At 39.5% G+C, this 16,242-nt stretch carries 13 protein-coding genes; 11 read left to right on the forward strand and 2 right to left on the reverse strand.

The features are described from left to right. Complete coding sequence (locus AC0L3Y_RS12930; RefSeq protein ID WP_473464132.1) at positions 1-867, forward strand: hypothetical protein; 867 nt, start codon at positions 1-3, stop codon at positions 865-867. 416 nt (positions 868-1,283) lie between these two features. On the opposite strand, the gene AC0L3Y_RS12935 is transcribed toward AC0L3Y_RS12930, so the two are convergent. Further along, the gene (locus AC0L3Y_RS12935; RefSeq protein ID WP_473464136.1) at positions 1,284-2,306 is read right to left on the reverse strand and encodes an IS110 family RNA-guided transposase; all 1,023 of its coding nucleotides are present in this window, start codon (positions 2,304-2,306) and stop codon (positions 1,284-1,286) included. Positions 2,307-2,826: 520 nt separating this feature from the next. Between AC0L3Y_RS12935 and AC0L3Y_RS12940 the strand changes: the two genes are divergently transcribed. From AC0L3Y_RS12940 to AC0L3Y_RS12960, 5 genes are all read left to right on the forward strand, one after another. Beyond that, positions 2,827-3,804 (forward strand): permease, encoded by a 978-nt coding sequence (locus AC0L3Y_RS12940; RefSeq protein WP_473464142.1) that lies wholly within the window; start codon positions 2,827-2,829, stop codon positions 3,802-3,804. A 40-nt stretch (positions 3,805-3,844) separates the two neighbouring features. After that, positions 3,845-4,285: a thioredoxin family protein gene (locus tag AC0L3Y_RS12945; RefSeq protein WP_473464147.1), complete on the forward strand. Its 441-nt coding sequence runs from the start codon at positions 3,845-3,847 to the stop codon at positions 4,283-4,285. Beyond that, entirely contained in the window at positions 4,212-5,066 is an 855-nt protein-coding gene (locus AC0L3Y_RS12950) for a DUF6765 family protein (protein ID WP_473464150.1), read from the forward strand. The genes AC0L3Y_RS12945 and AC0L3Y_RS12950 overlap by 74 nt, the downstream gene beginning before the upstream one ends. An 877-nt stretch (positions 5,067-5,943) precedes the next feature. Next, positions 5,944-6,825: an NAD(P)-dependent oxidoreductase gene (locus AC0L3Y_RS12955; protein ID WP_473464154.1), complete on the forward strand. Its 882-nt coding sequence runs from the start codon at positions 5,944-5,946 to the stop codon at positions 6,823-6,825. A 247-nt stretch (positions 6,826-7,072) separates the two neighbouring features. Next, complete coding sequence (locus tag AC0L3Y_RS12960) at positions 7,073-7,624, forward strand: hypothetical protein (protein WP_473464157.1); 552 nt, start codon at positions 7,073-7,075, stop codon at positions 7,622-7,624. Positions 7,625-7,718: 94 nt separating this feature from the next. Here AC0L3Y_RS12960 and AC0L3Y_RS12965 read toward each other — a convergent pair whose 3' ends face one another. Continuing rightward, on the reverse strand, positions 7,719-9,194 hold the full coding sequence (locus tag AC0L3Y_RS12965; protein WP_473464160.1) for a RimK family protein: 1,476 nt from the start codon (positions 9,192-9,194) through the stop codon (positions 7,719-7,721). A gap of 294 nt (positions 9,195-9,488) precedes the next feature. Between AC0L3Y_RS12965 and AC0L3Y_RS12970 the strand changes: the two genes are divergently transcribed. The 5 genes from AC0L3Y_RS12970 (at position 9,489) to AC0L3Y_RS12990 (ending at position 16,215) form a co-directional block, all read left to right on the forward strand. After that, positions 9,489-10,673, forward strand: a complete 1,185-nt coding sequence (locus AC0L3Y_RS12970; RefSeq protein ID WP_473464163.1) for a GNAT family N-acetyltransferase/peptidase C39 family protein — start codon at positions 9,489-9,491, stop codon at positions 10,671-10,673. Between the two features lie 142 nt (positions 10,674-10,815). Beyond that, the gene (locus AC0L3Y_RS12975; RefSeq protein WP_473464167.1) at positions 10,816-11,751 is read left to right on the forward strand and encodes an SPFH domain-containing protein; all 936 of its coding nucleotides are present in this window, start codon (positions 10,816-10,818) and stop codon (positions 11,749-11,751) included. Between the two features lie 11 nt (positions 11,752-11,762). Next, complete coding sequence (locus tag AC0L3Y_RS12980; protein ID WP_473464172.1) at positions 11,763-12,221, forward strand: NfeD family protein; 459 nt, start codon at positions 11,763-11,765, stop codon at positions 12,219-12,221. 128 nt (positions 12,222-12,349) lie between these two features. Then, complete coding sequence (locus tag AC0L3Y_RS12985) at positions 12,350-13,390, forward strand: threonine aldolase family protein (RefSeq protein ID WP_473464176.1); 1,041 nt, start codon at positions 12,350-12,352, stop codon at positions 13,388-13,390. Positions 13,391-13,641: 251 nt separating this feature from the next. Further along, positions 13,642-16,215, forward strand: a complete 2,574-nt coding sequence (locus AC0L3Y_RS12990) for a retention module-containing protein (protein ID WP_473464181.1) — start codon at positions 13,642-13,644, stop codon at positions 16,213-16,215. Positions 16,216-16,242 lie beyond the last annotated feature (27 nt).

Genomic DNA, 16,242 nt, shown 5'->3' on the forward strand with positions numbered 1-16,242 from the left:
ATGATAGACCATGAACGATATAAATTGATGCCCGTTACCAATGAAGGTTACTTTTGGTTGAATTCAAAAGATATTGAAAATGATATTGAATATATTAAAAAATATAGTATTTCTAATATAGCACTAAGTTATAACTATGGTGATTACTTATATCAAGACCTAGCAATGCTTAAGAACCTTACTATTAAAAAACTAAATATAAATCCACATTCTAGTATTAAATTTAATTATGACGGCTTGAAATATTTCACAGAGTTAGAAGAACTTATTATTAATAACGAAAAAGCAGACAAAATAGATGTATCTAACAATGTAAAACTTAAAGAGTGTTTTATATTTAATGCCAGTAAATTAACAGGATTAGAAAATTTAGTAGAGTTAGAATACTTAAAACTCACTAAACCAAATAAAGCATTGTTTAATATTGATATATGGAACTCGCTTAAAAAATTAAAAAAACTAAGGATTGCCCGATCTTCATTATCCATTGATTTTAAATTTTTATGCAATATTCAAATCGAAGAGCTTGATTTATATATGCTAAAGGGATTGGACTTGACTTATATTGAGCAGTTGAAATTAACTAGACTTGAAATTAATAAATGCAAAGATGTGTTAAACAGCAATGCAATCTACACAGCTTCTAGCCTGAAAGAACTTAAGATTATAGACTCTTTTTCAGTACCATCCGCTAAATTAATAACTCAACTACCTAACCTTGACTTATTGGCGGTTACAGGTAAATCCACCTTTGAAGATGGAGACCTTTCACCTCTTAAAAATAAACTAAAGCATTTTGGTTTTACAGCCAGAAAACATTACTCATTAACAATGAAAGAGTATAAAGAAAGCTATTCAAGGGAATAACACGCGAATTCAACTCCGAAGTGCACCACTCCCTAAATTACGCTGCACTTCGTCAACGGCTTAACTGGGACATATATGGACGCTCCCGTGCCGTCAAGGCGTAGTTAACCGAATCACTCTATTTAAGTGATTTTTCTTTATCTATTAACCTTTTCTTACCGTTTTAGATCTACATGAAGTAAGAGGTCGTACTGACATATATCCGGCCTATTATGAAAACATTGTTTGTTTTCTGGCCCTGATGAGATCCGCACTTAACTGTCTCAAACAGGCACTCGGCTTACTAGAGCCTTGTCCGGTACAGACTGTTGCTAAGTGCGGAAAACCCGCTTTAATCATCATGTTTTCATCGACCAAGGAAGAGTATTTCTTTGGGTATTACTTCTCTGTATTACTTGTTGTATTTATTGCTTTTCTTACGCTGCAATCACTCGGTAATCTTCATTACGATGTAGTAAAATCCATGCGAGCCTTGCTAATCGATTAGCGATGGCAACAACCGCTTTGTTTTTTCCGCGTCTTTCGACTATCTGTTGAATCCACACAGATAACTTGTCTGTTTTTCCTTTTGTTCTATGAAGCAAAGAACGAGCACCGTGAATTAATTGCTTTCGTAAGTACGGATTACCTCGTTTCGTGATGCCGACATGCATTGATCTTTCGCCACTGGCGTATTGCTTAGGTGTAACACCTAACCAGACAGAAAGTTCTCTTGGGTTGTTAAATTGACTGCCATTACCAATAGAAGCAAAGAGAGCCGTGGCATTTAACAAACCCACACCGGGTAAGGTCATTAAACGCTGGCATAAAGGGTTACTTTGTACGTAGAGCTTGAGTTCTTTTTCAATAGAAAGACACCGCCTACTTAAGTTGTCATACTCCTCTTTCGCCTCCGCGATTTGTTGCTTCATACGAGAGGTTAAGCGTGATTCATCAGGGTCTATTAGAATAACAATATGCTTTTGGAAATGAGCCAATCCCATTGGGATAATGACGCCATATTCACTTAATAGCCCACGAACTTGATTCACAATACTAGTACGCCGAGAAATCAACTTATCTCTAATACGATGCAGAGCTTGGATGTCTTGCTGCTCAATACTTTTTAAAGGAACGCATTTTAAATTGGGTCGCCAAGAGGCTTCTGCTATTGCTAAAGCATCGTTGCGATCATTTTTATTACCACGGACAAACGGTTTTACATGTTGTGCTGGAATGATGTGAACATCATGACCCATTTGAGAAAACAGCCTAGCCCAATAATGACTAGAGTAACAGGCCTCCATCGCCACCACAGCAATGGGTTGATTAGCGATGAACTCAGGAAGTTTATGGCGAGATAGCTGTTTATTCAAAAGTACTTTTCGGTCTGGAGAAACCACACATACCTGAAAAACATTTTTTGCTAAATCAATAGCGATAGTATTAAACTGATTCATAGGACGCTCCTTAGTTTTAACTGTTTTGTCATATTCAGTTTGGCGCATTATGACGCCGATACCAACTTTGGAGCGTCCATCCCATCAGGCACCCTAAGAACCTAGTGTTTTCAAGGGCTCTAGCGTTTTCTTGACCAGATCAAATAGAATAATTAGGGTCAGAGTAAAATTAAATAAACTCTTCCATTTAACAGGGCAGGAATTTTAAAATATTTTGGCTGGACAGAGAAAAATACAAGTAAAGCGAGAAAGGAAAAAGGATGGTGTAGAGCTTAGTGTCGATTTGATTTTACTCTGACCCCAATTATTCAAAACTTCAGAAATTATGTGTTTTTTGCCCCCCTCAACACCTTGATCTTGATCAATATCTAGCCATATCTTCATGGTTTTATCGCGTCTACAGGCGTAATGTAAAAGTGACTCAAGGCGTATTTAAACGGCTACTCTTATAAGAGGTTTTTAAAAGATCTTTTTGAAGCGTCGCCATGATCCTTGAAATTAAAATGAGAAGAGAAACAAGATGCTTGCGATGTTCACAGAACTGGCCAGTTGGCTGACGTTTGTTGTGTTTGGATTGTCACCAAATTCAAAACTTGGTGATGCGATGCATTTCTTTATCGAAGACACCACTAAAATATTTTTCCTGCTGATCGTGATGATTTATTTTATTGCGCTGATTCGAGCGTCGTTAAATATTGAAAAAGTACGTGACTACTTAGCTGGTAAGAATAAATTTATCGGTTATTTAAGTGGTTCAATGTTTGGTGCGATTACGCCGTTTTGTTCTTGTTCAAGTATTCCTGTTTTTCTTGGTTTTACCTCTGCAGGTATTCCTGTTGGCATTACCATGTCGTTTCTTCTTACGTCACCATTGATCAATGAAGTGGCCATATTACTTTTGCTCAGCCTAGTCGGTTGGGAAATTACTTTGATGTACGTTTTAGTTGGGATAGCTGTTGGGGTTGTGGGCGGAATACTTTTAGATTTGATCCATGCCGAGAGGTTGCTTAAACCTTTTGCGCTGAAGGCATATGAATCGGCTAAGCCTTCTGTATCGATAGATGATGATCAACCACACCTTTCTTTTAAAGAGCGACATGAATTTGCAAAACAAGAACTTGGTGAAATTTTTGGTCGAGTATGGAAATGGGTATTTATTGGTGTTGGTTTAGGGGCGGCTCTTCATGGTTATGTGCCTGTGTCTTGGTTGGAAAACAATCTTGGAAGTGGTCAATGGTGGTCGGTACCTCTTGCTGTTCTGATGGGTATTCCGCTTTATTCTAATGCAACAGGTGTGATTCCTATTATGGAAAGCTTGATAACAAAAGGCCTACCAATAGGAACAGCATTGGCTTTTTGTATGAGTACTGTGGCAGCCAGTTTTCCTGAGTTTATTTTGCTGAAACAAGTCATGACGTGGAAGTTATTAGTTATTATTTTTGCGTTACTTCTTACGTCTTTTACGCTCGTTGGATGGATTCTAAACATCATCAACTAAATTGAGAAATAATCGGAAACACAAAGCAAAGGAAGATCAAATGAAAGAAATTAAAGTGTTGGGCAGTGGTTGTGCTAAATGTGTGAAAACCGCTGAAGTTATTCAGCTAGTCGCCGATATGCTCGCTGTTGAAGTCAATATTATTAAAGAAACTAGTCCAGAAGTCATGATGTATTATGGTGTTATGAGCACACCTGCAGTGGTGATTGATGATGTTTTAGTGCATAAAGGCTCTATTCCAGAGCAAAAAAATACAGGATTGGCTACAAGAAAGTACTTAATATTGGTTAAACTTTTTCTTGGCAGTACATATGAATTTAGTGGTTTTCTATTCCTCTTCATAGTAGTGTCGATTTGTTGTAAGGGAAGAAACTACTGTTTGAATAGAACTGAGAGGGAGTTCCACTATGCAAATCGACATGCATTATTACGGCACCTATTGTTTGGCTCGCTCTGCAGGACTAACGCGCGAAGCGGCTAGAGTTATTGCTAATGCTACTCAATTTGTTGATGATAACGCAGAACAATCTAGCGACGCTTCTTTCTGTGATGTCGCTGCAACTACTCATCATGCTCCTGATTTAAGTGGCATAGATAAAGACAATCAGCGTCAAGTGTGGGTACCATTTCATTTTTTACCAGGTAATGAAGGGGAGGAGTTGGCTGCTAGACTTGTGTGTCGTAAAGACAGCGCTATTGCTCGTGAAATGTGTGAAAATCATCTCCAACAATTTGATAAATCTTATTTCTTACCTTTAATCGGTATCATGGCTCATGTCTATGGTGATACTTTTGCACATTATGGCTTCTTTGGTGTGAGCTCACAAAAGAATAAACAAGTTAATGGCCCGCTTGAACTTCAAGAAGATTTAGACAGAGAAATTAAAGATTATATTTTGAACAAAAAAGCTCTTTTTGGATTTGAGCACATATTAGACAGCATCAAATCCAAATTTGCCGAAAATCTACCCGATGTGGCAACCACTTTACCTGATCAGTCTTATTTTGAGCGACACTTTGATTATGAAGATAATAAAAATTCGGAATGGCATAAAAGCCCAGAAGTTTTTTTAGAATTCTCTGAAAAAATCCATAACCTCTTTAAACGCATCGCAGACCAACATCTAAATTTTTCTGACCCTAGTGCTTACATAGCTTGGTCTGAACTTGCACCTAAAGTGAAATCTATTTTACGAGTACATGGTAAGCTTCAAGATAGAATCGATGCCTGGAAAAAAACGCTCAATATGGAAACTTACTGAATATACAAGAAAGTATTCCAGACTATCAAAATTGGAATGATGGTTTTCAAGGTCAAACTCTAAGCAGTAGTGACGTAATTACGGAACACCCGATTTATGAATTCAATCAAGCTGCTTCTTACCATCGCTGGTATGTGCTAAGAAAATTATTACCTTCCCATGGCTTAACAATGGCTTGAAGGTTCTTATTAGATCAGTCACTACTAAGTACATAGTTATAATGATACTTGAATCAAAGAGATCAGAGCCCTTATAGAGTAAATACTAAAGGAATCTGATCCTTTTAATGCTCAAGTTTTACTTGTTGCAAGTTCTATCTCCATAGTAGTTATTACTGTAATTACAGATTGCCTCTGCAGTAATTTTTCCTCTATGGACTTCTTTTGGTGCATACTTTTTTTGTAGTTTTTGAATTATTTTCTTCATGGTGTTATACCCGTTTATTGTGTGATGTGTTTACATTAGTACAACAAATAAAAAACATTAAATTGATTAAAAATAACAATCCTATAGTTTTTTACTATTCATTATTTTTATCTTTTATTTTACTTAATAAAGTATCCGTTTAAATTCTCTAACTCCTTGTAGATTCATTGCTTTTTTATCATACAAAATCTTTTTATATTTCTTGTTTTAACTCCATTCCATTGCTCTAAATAAAGCATCATTTCCTAGATACACCTATCATATTGCTTTGTACTGACAATTTATTGTTTTTATGTCCTTATTTCTTGCATTTTTTAGTACTTTTTTAAAACTTATCTTTTAGTAAGTGGTTATGTGGGCTTTACATTTTTAAATTGTAATACAATAAGATTTAGGTTAATTTATCGCACCATTAACTTACACACACAATAAATTTAGCTAGGAGTTAGTTATGACAAAGCCAGTTATCGGTTTTATCGGTCTAGGCCTTATGGGCGGCAACATGGTTGAAAACCTACAGACGCGTGGTTTTCAAGTAAATGTAATGGATCTTAATAAAGATGCTGTTGCAGCAGTTCTTGCTCGTGGTAATGCTAGTGAAGCTGCTACAGGTAAAGAACTAGCTGAAAAAAGCGACATCGTTATGCTTGCTCTTACGACTTCAAATGTTGTTGAAGCTGTTGTTTACGGTGACAACGGCGTTATGGCTGGTATGAAAGAAGGTTCTGTTTTAATCGACTTCGGTACTTCTATCCCGGCTTCTACTCGCAAAATCGGTGCTGACCTTGCTGCTAAAGGTGTTGGTATGATTGATGCTCCTTTAGGTCGTACTCCAGCTCACGCTAAAGATGGTTTATTAAACATCATGGCGGCTGGTGATCTTGAAACTTTTAATAAAGTTAAACCAGTACTAGATGAGCAAGGCGAGAACGTATTTTACCTTGGTGCATTGGGTGCAGGTCACACAACTAAGTTGATCAACAACTTCATGGGTATGACTACTGTTACTGCAATGTCACAAGCATTTGCTGTTGCAAAAGCTGCTGGTGTTGATGGCCAACAGTTGTTCGACATCATGTCAGCTGGTCCATCTAACTCACCATTCATGCAGTTCACTAAAGCTTATGCTGTTGATGGCGAAGAGAAACTAGGTTTCTCTATTGCGAATGCAAACAAAGATTTAGGTTACTTCTTAGAGATGGTTAAAGATTTAGGTACTGAATCTTTAATCGCTGAGGGTACTTCTAAAGGGCTACAAGCTGCAGTTGATGCAGGTTTAGGTCAACATGATGTACCAGTTGTTTTTGATTACTTTACTAAACTTGCGAAGTAATTCGAACTTGTAATTCAAGGTTTGATCGGTTCATAGGTTGAATCTTGTTTACAGTAAGAAAGGCGACTCATTGAGTCGCCTTTTTTGTTTTCAAACTTTTTGTTTTCAACTTTTTGTTTTCAAATACGGTTTGTAGTATCGTGATTCTTAGTCAAGGATGGCGTGTGTGGCTGCATTTTCCAACTGTGCACTGCTTCTTCTTTGCTTCTATTTCATACATTTACTTTAAACATCGCTAGAGAATCCTATGAAAAAATTACTATTGAAATTGAGTCTATCTTGCCTTTTCCTTGCCGGAATTGTGGCCTGCAGTAGCTCGCCGTCTTCTGATACGGCTATTCCTGCAATTGAGACGACAGAGCAGTTTAGAATTAATAATGTGTCATTAAGTATCGAGCAATTTGTGACGCCTGACATTCAGTATCATACCGATAAAGAAATTCAGACACTGGTTTCTGATAGTATTAAGAGTAATTTGATGGCGGCTGATTTGTTATCAACAGACGCTTCTATGGATATATTGGATATTGTTATTACTTACCAAAGACGGTTTGTGGGTGATAAAACGCCAATTCCATCTGACTCTTTAGCTTATCCGTTTTTTGATTATGTAATAAAAATCAAAGGTGGCGATAAGCAGATAACAACGATTTCGAAAAAGAACCTGACTTATAGCGGTGGGTTTGCAATGAACCTTAAAGTCGCTGGCGGTTTGTTAAGAGATAAAACAGATGAGCTAACATTTATTAATGCCTTGTCTGAATCGGTAGCGAATACGATTAAGTCCCTGAAAAAATAACAGGTTTGCATTACTGAAAAAGCAATTGATAAAAAAGGCGGCTCTGAAATGAGCCGCCTTTTTTGCGTTTTGATTCTTTCTAGTAAAACTCGAATCAGCTTGGTGTGTTGCTGCGTTTCATCTGCATGCGACGCAAGAATTCCGACATGATGTGCATATAGAGTTCGTCGCCTAGGTATTTGTCTTCTACGCCTCGGTCGATGCTTGGGTTGTCGTTTACTTCGATAACGTAACCACGGCCATTAATTTCTTTTACATCAACCCCATACAAACCATCGCCAATCGGTTTGGTTGCAGCAATCGAGGCCTGTAAAACACGCCTTGGCACTTCAAACGTTGGCAAGGTATCAAAACCACCACTTTGGCTTTTGGTTTCGCTGTGTTGGTAAATCTGCCAGTGGTTTTTCACCATGTAATAACGACAAGCAAAGATAGGTTTGTTGTTTAACACGCCAATACGCCAGTCAAACTCTGTGTACAAATATTCTTGCACCAATAACAAAGACGATTTTTTAAATAGTGTATTTAGACTTTCTGTCAGCGCCGCGCGATTTTCCGCTTTGATCACGCCTTTTGAAAACGCGCCGTCAGGAATTTTCACTACCATTGGGTAGTTGATGACGGCTTCTAATGCTTCTTCTACGTCTTTTTCACCCTTGTGTACGATGCGCGTTTTTGGGCATGGCACTTTATGAGTGTTAAACAAATCGGCCAAGTACACCTTGTTGGTACAACGCATGATGGATTGCGGATCGTCCATGACGACCAAACCTGCGGCTTCGGCTTTTTTCGCGAAGCGGTAAGTATGGTGGTCGATGTTGGTGGTTTCACGAATGAAAAGACCATCGTATTCTGGCAAACGCATGATGTCTTTTGGCCCAATCATGTCGACTTGGATACCTAGCTGTTTGCCAGCTTGCACGAATTTTTTCAACGCTTGTGCGTCACTTGGCGGCATGTCTTCGTCTGGGTTTACCAGCATAGCCAAGTCAAACTTCGCGGTACGCAAGGCACGGCTTTTGTTCCATACCTTGGTACTGAAGGCTTCTAACGATTCTGCGAATAAGGTTTCTTCTTCGTCGTTTAAATTTTTATGGGACGTGATTTGCAAATCGCTCACTTGCCAGGTTTTACGGAATTTCAATTTTACTTCCAATACTGGGCAAGCGAAGGCTTCGAACATTTTACGTGCGAATTCTTTCATCTCTGGTTGCGTACTTTTGCCAAACACACAGTGGAAGCTCAGTTCAGTTGGTGTTTCTGGCGTGCCCAGTTTTTGCGCAAGAGCTGGCAGTAATTGCGCGACTTGCATTTCGTACAGTGCTTTTTTGCTGATGTCGTTTAAGACACGAACAGAAGGCATAACGTGATGACCACGACTTTCTGCCAACAGAGAACAGTAATATCCATCAGATAGATATTTGCTGCTTTTACATAGGTTGATAATGCGTGTTCGTCCTTGGCTTTTGGTCGCCAAGTTTAGATATTGTGTAAATGTGATCACTCGATCACTGGGTAAAAACGCGGACCAATCTTTGGCCTGATCAACAACAATGTACGTCTGTGACATTGGCTTTGCTTTTCCTTCTCAATAGGATCTATTTGATTTGCCTGTATTGCCTTGTTGAAGGGCGTTTCAGCGGTTTTTATGCGCTTTGAATTTAAGCGGATATTGCGCTTGTTTTTCTCTTTTAACAATCGTTTTTATCGTAAAAAATAAATATATTTTTGATTAAATATTAAGCTATCTTTTTATTAACTTTGATCCTAGAATGCGCGGAAATTTCCATCGTTCTTTTCCGACTTATTCCATGTTTTAACGGAACGATTCTAGCGACTCTTAGCCCTTTTCTGAGGCGATCTAATGACAACAAACAGAACGACCAATAACGCAGCAAACAGCACGACCAATAACACAGTAATGGCTTCCACTCTGGTGAATATTCGCTCTGCAACAATAGAGGATTTAAACGCTCTGTTGGCGTTGGAAGAAAACGCATTCTCTGGCGACCGTTTGAGTCGTCGTAGTTTTCGTCGAGCGATTAGCAGCGCAGGCTCATCATTATTAGTTGCCGTTGGAGAAGAGCTGGATTTATTAGGTTATGCTTTATTACATCTCCGTCAAGGAACAAGGTTGGCGCGTTTGTATTCCCTTGCTGTATCGTCACAAGCCCGAGGCTTGGGCATTGGTAAAACCTTGATCCAAGCGTGTGAACAAAAGGCCATTAAAAAAGGTAAAAACTTACTGCGTTTAGAAGTCAGTGACGTAAATAAAAACGCCATTGCCTTGTATCGCACAATGGGCTATCGCGAGTTTGGTCATTACGATGCGTATTACGAAGACCAAACCGACGCGATTCGTATGCAAAAACCGTTGCGTCATGTGAGCAGCGAACAAACGGCTCGACCTTTGCCTTGGTTGGCACAAGGGACACCTTTTACCTGTGGGCCTGCTTCACTGCAAATGGTGTTGTCGGCGCTGCATCCTGAGTATCAAGCCACACCCAATGATGAGTTGGAAATTTGGCGCGAAGCCACAACGATTTTTATGACATCGGGCCATGGTGGTTGTCATCCGATGGGATTGGCGTTGGCGGCTCAGAAACGCGGCTTGTCAGCCCAAGTCTGGTTAAGTGAAGACGGGCCGTTGTTTGTGGGTAGTGTACGTGATGAATTGAAGAAAGAGGTGATTACTAGGGTACATAAAAGTTTTACTGAACAGTGTGAAGTATTAAAGATAGCAGTGCATTATTCTGTTATGCCATTAGAGCAATTGATTAGCGCCTTTGATTCTGGTGCGTTGGCGATTATTTTGATCAGTACCTTTCGAATGGACGGTAAAAAAGCGCCACATTGGGTGGTTATGTCGGGCTACGATGAACACTGTATTTTGGTCCATGATCCAGACTATGAAGTCAAAGATGACACGCAAAACCCATTGGATTGCCAGTATGTTCCAATTGCTCGGGATGAGTTCGAGAAGATGTCTCGTTTTGGTCAAAGCCGTTTGCAAGCGACGGTTGTATTAAATGCTATTGAGAATTGCTAACTTTTCGCTTTTTTGGTGACTTTTGATGGTAAAAAGTGCCTACTAGTAGGGCGATTTGTTGATCGCTTTTCCTTGTGTTTTTTGGCGATTTTTTCGCAAGATACAAGTTTGATATTGTTTTAAATGAATAAAGGTTAGATTTATGGAAGAAATACTTCACTATTTATTAAGCATACAAACATTGGTTTTAGTGTTGGTTGTGCTAGCACTAAAAAATTCAATTAAGTTTGTGCCTCAGAATCAGGCATATGTGGTTGAGCGTTTTGGTAAGTACCAATCAACGAAAGAAGCAGGGTTGAACTTTATTTTCCCGTTTATCGACCGTATTTCTGCGGATCGTTCTCTTAAAGAACAAGCTGTAGATGTGCCTGAGCAAAGTGCTATCACGAAAGATAATATTTCTTTGCATGTCGATGGTGTGTTGTATTTCCGCGTACTTGACCCATATAAAGCCACGTATGGTGTAGACAATTATGTTTTTGCTGTTACTCAGCTAGCCCAAACAACCATGCGTTCTGAGTTGGGTAAAATGGAGTTGGATAAAACGTTCGAAGAGCGTGATCTTTTAAATACTAATATCGTTTCGTCAATTAATGATGCCGCTGGTCCTTGGGGGATTCAGGTTCTACGTTACGAAATCAAAGACATCATTCCACCACAATCTGTAATGGAAGCGATGGAAGCTCAAATGAAAGCGGAACGTGTGAAACGTGCGCAGATTTTGGAATCAGAAGGTGATCGTCAAGCAGCGATTAACCGTGCTGAAGGTCAAAAAGCCTCTGTTGTCTTAGCCGCAGAAGCAGATAAAGAAGAACAAGTGTTGAGAGCCGAAGGTGAAGCAAAGGCGATTGTTGCCGTGGCTACCGCTCAAGCAGAATCATTGCGTCAAGTTGGTGAAGCCGCAGCGACAGATGAAGGGCAAAAAGCCATTCAGTTGGATCTTGCGACGAAAGCGATTGAAGCGAAACACGCAATTGCGAAAGAATCTTCCGTTGTCTTGTTACCTGATGGTGGTACAGACGCGGCGTCTGTTGTTGCTCAAGCGATGACAATTATTCAGAAAATGTCTTCTAAATAAAGGAGCTAGCCATGGATTTGTTAACCAATAACCTAGCGGAAAGCTTGTTTATTATTGGTTTGATCTTGCTGGTTGTTGAAGTCGTTGTGTTGGGCTTCTCGACCTTTGTGCTGTTTTTTGTCGGTGTCGCTGCTATCACAACAAGTATTTTGTTGTATATCGGACTTCTTCCAGACAGTGTACTGAGCGCGTCTTTGTGTACAGGTGTGATTACACTTGTTGCTGCTGGGTTGCTTTGGCAACCATTGAAACGCATGCAAGCGGATGTTAGCCCTAAAAAAGCACAAGGCGATTTGGTCGGCCATCAATTTATCTTACAAGAGTCTGTTTCGCCTACGAAAGCTGTGACTTATCATTATTCTGGTGTGAATTGGAAGCTGATTTGTACGGCGCCCATTGAAGCCAGTTCCCGTGTTGAAGTGATAGATGCCGAGGTCGGTGCTTTTCATATTAAAATCGTTGAGTCTTAGTTTTTCATATTGAGAACAATGATTTGATCATAAAAAACGTCAAGATGGAGCTGTCCTACTTGGCGTTTTTTTGTTACTACTAAATAGTTTTAGATAATGATGAATGACAAAGAGACGGAGACGAATGGATGAAGGTTACCTTTACCAGTGACAATACAGCAGGCGCATCGGAGTCTGTTTTTCAAGCAATGATGGAGGCGGCGCAAGGTGACGCAATGCCTTATGGAAATGATGAAGTAACTGCGGAAGTCACAGAAATGTTGTCTGCTTTGTTTGAATGTGACCTTGATGTCTTTATGGTGTCGACAGGAACTGCTGCAAATGTGTTGAGTCTTGGCGCAATGACGCCTAGCTGGGGCAGCGTATTGTGCCATTCAGAAAGTCATATTTTAAATGATGAATGCTCTGCACCAGAATTTTATACAGGTGGAGCGCGTTTGGTTGGAGTCGATGGGCAAGATGCGAAAATCGATCCAATTAAATTGCAAGAACTTGCCCATCAAAAAATAGGTGATGTCCATTCTTGCCAGCCTTCTGCGGTTAGTATCTCTCAAGTTACGGAAGTGGGTAGTGTTTATAGTTTAAAAGAAATACGAACTATTACCGATATCGCTAAAGAAGCAGGTTTACCCGTTCATATGGATGGTGCTCGTTTTGCGAATGCTTTGGTTTCCTTAGGTTGTACACCAGCTGAAATGACCTGGAAAGTGGGGGTTGATATATTATCTTTTGGAGCGACTAAAAACGGCACAATGGCATCAGAGGCAATTGTTGTATTCAACAAGGGCTTGTCAAAAGACTTGGCTTTTCGTCGTAAGCGTGGTGGGCATTTACACTCAAAAATGCGTTTGTTGTCATCTCAAATGAAGGCGTACCTGACGAATGATTTATGGCGCAAAAATGCCGAGCAAGCCAATAGTATGATGATGTTGTTGCAAGATGGCTTGGCTAAAGTTTCGGGTGTAAAAATCAATACGCCGGCTCAAGCGAATATGTTGTTTTGTACTTTTCCAAAAGGCATGGCAGAACATCTAACTGCGCAAGGTTTCACTTTTTACGGTGGTCGTTGGGGGGAAGGTGTGGTGCGTTTAGTAACTTCGTTTAGGACGCCGAAAGAAGGTGTCGAGGCTTTTATTGCTTCAGCAAAAGCCTTTGCTGAAAAGTCTTAATAATCGCTTTATAAAAGAGCTTTAATATAGGTTCTGACACAAAGAAAATAGACTTCACTATAGTCTTATACTCTTTAATAATGAAACCGGATAACTGTTTGTTTTCCGGTTTTTTTCGATTCTATTAACCTTACTTAACATTCATTACAAAACAATACGACTAGCTGTACCAAGGTACAATAGAGCTCCTACCTGCATTCTCTTACTCTTGTCATTATCGAAAACATTTTCTCTACTTAGGAAGCACCACTATGAGCGACAGCCAAACACATTTTGCCACTTTAGGCGCTCCAGTTGGTTATATTACTAAGCTCAACGGCTCAGCTATCCTTCAGTCTATTGATGGTCAAGATCGCTTGAGTAACCTAAACGCACCTGTTTTTTTTGGTGAAACGGTTGTTACGCAGGGTGGTGACAGCCTTATTATTACTTTTATTAATCAAACAGAGATTATCATTGGGCCTCATTCTTTCGTTGAACTATCCGATGAAATTAATAGCCTAAGTAATATGGATACATTGTTTCAAGGGGCTGTTTCTTTTGATGATACTTTACTTTCTCAATCCACGATCTCAATCGAAGCGTTACAACAAGCTATTTTAGATGGAGTAGACCCGTCAACTCTGCAAAACGCACCAGCGGCGGGAGATGAGTTTTCAGATGAGCAACATAGGGTGGATGTGAGGATTGATCGTAATAATGATACGGCTTTGCCAACTTATGGCTTTAATACCAGTAATAGTTCTTTAAACTCCACTGTAGAAGATACTTTAGTATTTGATAAAAATTCTAACGCAAGTCGGGTTTTAGCTGCTGATACAGATATTCATGTTGTGGCTGATTCTAGTACTGGCACGACGGGCTTCAGTATTGTTGAGCCAACTCAACCGTCTCCTTATGTTGTTGATTTACCTGTTCAGGCTCCGACTATTTTGATTTCTGGTGATGTTAATGATGATGGTGTATATAACGCTGTAGAACTTGATACAAAGGATACAGTCACCGCAACCATTAGTTTACCAAGTGACTTCGATGCGGCAACGGATAGTTTGATGATTAATGGTACTGCTTATACTTTGTCAACAACGCAAATTATTGCTGCTAAAGTCAGTCTTGAAATTTATCCAGGAGAGACCATTACTGCTCAAATTATTGATGCCGCGGGAGATGTTTCCACAGAGACAAGAGCGACAGCCTTTGAAGCAGATATAACTGCCGATGCAGGAATCGTTATTATTGATGACATCACTCCAGACGATATTATCAATTTAGTAGAAAGCACGGATACGATCAGGGTAACTGGTACAGCGACTGGTGGAGATATTAGTAAAGACGATATTGTTACATTGGTGATTAATAACGTCACCTATACAAGCATTGTTGATACCTTTGGTAATTGGGCCGTTGATGTTGCTGGTTCAGATTTAGCGAAAGACACAAAATTTAATGCAGTGGTCAATTCGAGTGATGATGCTGGCAACACAATCACGACTGTTGGGAGCTCGACACATACGGTAGATACCAAAGCATTTGGCCAAATTGATGTTTACAAGATTACTGGTGATTCAACGATAAGTGCAAGTGAATCCGTGGCTGGTGAGAATATTGATATTACAGGATATGTAGGTAATGACGCCCGTCCTGATGATGTAATTACCGTCACTTTAGATGGTATCGATATCGGTCAAGGTATCGTATCAAGTACTCAGAATTTTGATGGTAAGTATTTATATACTGTTACTGTTCTGGGAGCGGATCTTATTGGTTCGAATCAAACGACATCTTATATCACAGTTACCGTCTCAGGTTTGGATGAGGCAGGAAACGCCTTTACAACTCATAGTACAGAAGCATACTTTATTGACTCCACTACAGCGCTTGCTGATGTAGATGTCTTTCTTGTTGACACAAACTACGATGGCATTATTACTGAAGGTGAGGCGGAAAACTTGTTAGTTGGTGGTTGGATGGCATCTGGGAATACCATTTCTTCTATTACGATTACAGATAGTAAAGGGCTTGTATTAAATATTGCGACAGGTATTTTCATTGATGATGATGGAAATTGGATTTATTTTGAAGACTCGGTAGATGTATCTGGGTTGGCGAATGGTGAGTTAAGTATTGTTATCAATGTTGCAGATTCCAATGGCATTGTTACCTCTTCAGAAGAGAAACTAATTACTAAAGACACAGACGAAGATACAGGCGTAACCTATTTAAGTGATACGGTTTCTGTCGACTTTAGAATATCTGACATTAGCAACATTCAAAGTGTCTCTACTACAGATGGTTCCATAGAGGGTACTGCGTCGGATGATGATTTGAGAGGTGCGACAGGCAATTCTCAAGACACTCTTGATGGGAAAGAAGGTAATGATGTGCTCATTGGTGGTGATGGTGCTGACATACTTATTGGTGGCACTGGCAACGATATATTAGTCGGCGGAACTATTGGAATTGATGATGACAGTGTTGATACGTTGACAGGTGGTGCCGGTGAAGACACTTTTGTGCTAAATGAAACTAGCACCCTTGATCTAATTACTGATTTTAATGCAAAAGATGATCGATTAGATTTAACAGCGTCATTGACCGGTTTATCTGATAATCCTGGAAGTGGTGCAAATACAGATGCTGTCGCTGAGTTTTTATCTACGAATGTTAAAGTAATGGATCAAAGTGTAGAAGTTAATGGTTTTGCTGTTGTTGCTTTTGGTATGGATTCCAATTTTGATTCTGACAATAGTGGCGAAGTGTCGGTTGCAGATATGATTAAGGTAGTTTTTAATGATCAAGAATACAGTATCAGCATTAATGGATAGTTTATTTTTTAGAAGTGCTATTTTAGG

Source organism: Marinomonas sp. GJ51-14, assembly GCF_055808695.1.

What these genes read in the sequence shown, in the direction of transcription:
- AC0L3Y_RS12930 (WP_473464132.1), top strand. Translation starts at nt 1, where the DNA reads ATGATAGACCATGAACGATATAAATTGATGCCCGTTACCAATGAAGGT.
- AC0L3Y_RS12935 (WP_473464136.1), bottom strand. Translation starts at nt 2,306, where the DNA reads ATGAATCAGTTTAATACTATCGCTATTGATTTAGCAAAAAATGTTTTT.
- AC0L3Y_RS12940 (WP_473464142.1), top strand. Translation starts at nt 2,827, where the DNA reads ATGCTTGCGATGTTCACAGAACTGGCCAGTTGGCTGACGTTTGTTGTG.
- AC0L3Y_RS12945 (WP_473464147.1), top strand. Translation starts at nt 3,845, where the DNA reads ATGAAAGAAATTAAAGTGTTGGGCAGTGGTTGTGCTAAATGTGTGAAA.
- AC0L3Y_RS12950 (WP_473464150.1), top strand. Translation starts at nt 4,212, where the DNA reads ATGCAAATCGACATGCATTATTACGGCACCTATTGTTTGGCTCGCTCT.
- AC0L3Y_RS12955 (WP_473464154.1), top strand. Translation starts at nt 5,944, where the DNA reads ATGACAAAGCCAGTTATCGGTTTTATCGGTCTAGGCCTTATGGGCGGC.
- AC0L3Y_RS12960 (WP_473464157.1), top strand. Translation starts at nt 7,073, where the DNA reads ATGAAAAAATTACTATTGAAATTGAGTCTATCTTGCCTTTTCCTTGCC.
- AC0L3Y_RS12965 (WP_473464160.1), bottom strand. Translation starts at nt 9,194, where the DNA reads ATGTCACAGACGTACATTGTTGTTGATCAGGCCAAAGATTGGTCCGCG.
- AC0L3Y_RS12970 (WP_473464163.1), top strand. Translation starts at nt 9,489, where the DNA reads ATGACAACAAACAGAACGACCAATAACGCAGCAAACAGCACGACCAAT.
- AC0L3Y_RS12975 (WP_473464167.1), top strand. Translation starts at nt 10,816, where the DNA reads ATGGAAGAAATACTTCACTATTTATTAAGCATACAAACATTGGTTTTA.
- AC0L3Y_RS12980 (WP_473464172.1), top strand. Translation starts at nt 11,763, where the DNA reads ATGGATTTGTTAACCAATAACCTAGCGGAAAGCTTGTTTATTATTGGT.
- AC0L3Y_RS12985 (WP_473464176.1), top strand. Translation starts at nt 12,350, where the DNA reads ATGAAGGTTACCTTTACCAGTGACAATACAGCAGGCGCATCGGAGTCT.
- AC0L3Y_RS12990 (WP_473464181.1), top strand. Translation starts at nt 13,642, where the DNA reads ATGAGCGACAGCCAAACACATTTTGCCACTTTAGGCGCTCCAGTTGGT.